This window comes from Cyanobium sp. NIVA-CYA 375 (genome assembly GCF_056108345.1).
The window spans coordinates 1-2,763 of record NZ_JBSYHW010000148.1 but is presented as its reverse complement, the minus strand read 5'-3'; the positions used below and the strand labels follow the sequence as shown (position 1 = coordinate 2,763).

Sequence of the window (2,763 nt, the reverse complement as noted above, 5' to 3'; positions counted from 1 at the left end):
CGCCAACAGTCTTGATGTATAGATATTGCATTTCACAACGTGCTCGCTGATTATTATACTTGGCTTGGTCGCTGAACTGTTCTTGAATTCGTGCACTAGGAGTCCTGTCGCGGAGAGAAAATGTGTTGAGATGCTAATTGAATCGGAGGACTTGGCGAAAGACGGACCTGAGGAGATACCTGAGGCAGACTAACAACGCCATTCACCTGAGCCGCCCCAAAATGCCTCTTGCTTTCCTCCCTACTCACTGCGGCCAGGTGATGGCAAGCGTTAAGCCACCGCTAAATCAAGAGAGCGGCAATAACGTGACCCAGATGCGGAGCCGAGGGTGTAGACCCAGGTAAAGAAGGGAGCCAGGCTGCTTGCTGAGTTGAACCCAGAAAACAGAACAGGATAATGTTTGGAGAGTCTTTCCTATGCCCATAATTCTTCCCCTCACGAAGCCATCAGGATTGCTACTTGCCCTCATCACGATGCTGAGTTGCGGCTTTGGTGCCACTCCAGGATTTGCCCAGGCTGATGCAGCACATGAGAAGTGCCTCAAGGCAACGGATTACAAAGGATGCATCTAAAGCCAGGGTCTCAGCCTAAAAGATGAGCAGATGATCACTGGCATTTTGCACGACACTGCCGAATGGAAAAGTGATGGATACAGGAAGCAATCAATGCAGGCCGATGCATCAAGACAGGCTCCTATTATCTACAGCAGACTTTGCAGTAAGAAAGGCAAGTGAAGCCTATAGTGCCGAGCCGGCTATGGCTTTCTCCCTGCAGTCTTTGTAGATGATCTCCGTGCCACGCCGCCCAAAAGCTTGAAACGGATTCTGCAAGCCCTCAAACCGCAAACACCGATACCACCGCCATGGCGCCCAGCCCTCGGCATAGAAGAACAGCAGGATCGCGCCAATCAGCAGCGCCATTGGGAAAAAATTAGGTTCAGGCACAACAAGCCAAATTGATCTAAATTATGGTTAGTACCGCAACTGGGTATGACCAGACCCAAAATCTATCTGCATTGGACCGCAACGGGCTATCAATGGTGCCAACCCAATCACTACCATACCATTGTGGCTGGTGATGGCGTCATTATTCACATGCATGATTACAACATTGACCTAACACAACACACCTACAGGCGCAATTCCAATTCCATTGCCTTGGCCTGCGCTTGCATGGGCGGTTCAGACCCATGGCAAATGCCACCCCAGCCCATACAGCTGGAGGCCATGTGCAAATGCATGAGAAATACGGGCCTATGGCATGGGGAGGCGATGGCCAGCGCTGGGACTTGATGTGCCTCGTGAAAAGTGGCAATGACAATGGCGGCGACGTTCTTCGGGGGATGATTTCTGCATCCTTTGCAAACCACCAGGCTGTCACTGGCTCAAACACCAGCAGCCCAAACCACCCCCTTCTGGGCAGCAGGGCTGAACTCATGACAGCTGGGCATCTATGAACTCCCCTTCATCTGGGATTCAGAGAAACGCCGCATCCTGGTTGGATCAGCAACGATCACTCCCCGTTATGTGGAAGATCAAGTCTCCACCACCTCCGGCTTTCCAACCTTCGAGCTCACACTGCAGGGAGCGTTTGCCCCAGTGATCCTAGTTGGCGTCATTCACCAAAGCAAAGCCTATTGCAGGGTGCTTGAGTTTGCAGACGAACTAGGCATCTCAACTACCTTCAACCCCTTCCAACTGCACGACATCAAAGGGGGATGAAGCTGAGTCAAACCAGAAGCGACGGCTGCGCCTACACCAGACCATCCCAAATCAAGCCCTCTGCCGCCAGGTGATCGCGAGCGCTAGAAGGATCACAGGTCGGCAGCAAGCGCCGCCGTCTTGACGTCATGACGTTAAAGCGCTACGGTCATGGAATGGATGAAGCGAAACGGGCTACTATCTATTTTGATGCGGATGTACATCGTGCACTGCGCCTAAAAGCTGCTGCATGTGACCGCTCAATATCGGATATGGTCAATGAAGCAGTTCGCATGACATTGGCCGAAGATGCTGATGATTTGAGAGATGCTGATCAAAGGCAAGCTGAGCCAAGCGCTTGTTTCGAAGAGTTTGTCACAAGTTTAAGAGATAGTGGCAGAATATAGTCTAACGATTAAGCCATCGGCGGCTAAGGAGATCCAGGCGGTATCGGACAAGGCGATATTGTCACGATTGATTGAGAAGATTAAATCACTGGCAGCGCAACCGCGCTCATCAGGGTCTGAAAAGCTCGCGGGTAGGCAGAACCCATTTCGTGTCCGCCAAGGCAACTATCGGGTCATCTACTCTGTCGATGATCAGTCGCGTGTTGTCGACGTTGTCAAGGTCGGCCATAGAAGAGATGTCTACCAATGAGTACACCTTTCAACATCAAGATACAGAACACGGGAGCGGAGGAAATCGGCAATGCCGAAGTTCGCCCGCCCGCTTCTGATCTGGAGCGTTAGAAATACAAAGAAGGAAACTACAACAAAGCGGGAATAGTTAAAGCATTGAGATGCTGTGAGCGGTGTTGGCCAAACCATTACCATGTAATCAAGCCGTGGCCAATTCATGGCGTTTGCGTTACGGTCTTGCCATAGTCCCTGAGCTACGCCGCAGCTGCTCGCCTGCTCCCTTATGCGGCCAATCGCTACCGCACTTCGAATTTAGATGATGCACCGCTTTCTTCATCTGCGGTGCATAGGCCTGCCATTCAACCCATGACAACAACCACCGCTACTCTTGATGCCTTGCGCTCCGGCCAGCTGCAGGGGATCAC

At 51.8% G+C, this 2,763-nt stretch carries 2 protein-coding genes; both read left to right on the top strand.

Annotated elements, in window-relative coordinates; genetic code table 11:
- Nucleotides 1-1,849: 1,849 nt before the first annotated feature.
- Complete coding sequence (locus AC01FP_RS16860; protein ID WP_474481825.1) at nt 1,850-2,107, top strand: CopG family transcriptional regulator; 258 nt, start codon at nt 1,850-1,852, stop codon at nt 2,105-2,107.
- On the top strand, nt 2,094-2,357 hold the full coding sequence (locus AC01FP_RS16855) for a type II toxin-antitoxin system RelE family toxin (protein ID WP_474481824.1): 264 nt from the start codon (nt 2,094-2,096) through the stop codon (nt 2,355-2,357). The genes AC01FP_RS16860 and AC01FP_RS16855 overlap by 14 nt, the downstream gene beginning before the upstream one ends.
- Nucleotides 2,358-2,763 lie beyond the last annotated feature (406 nt).

Coding starts and splice junctions, on each gene's coding strand:
- AC01FP_RS16860 (WP_474481825.1), top strand. CDS start 1,850: ATGACGTTAAAGCGCTACGGTCATGGAATGGATGAAGCGAAACGGGCT.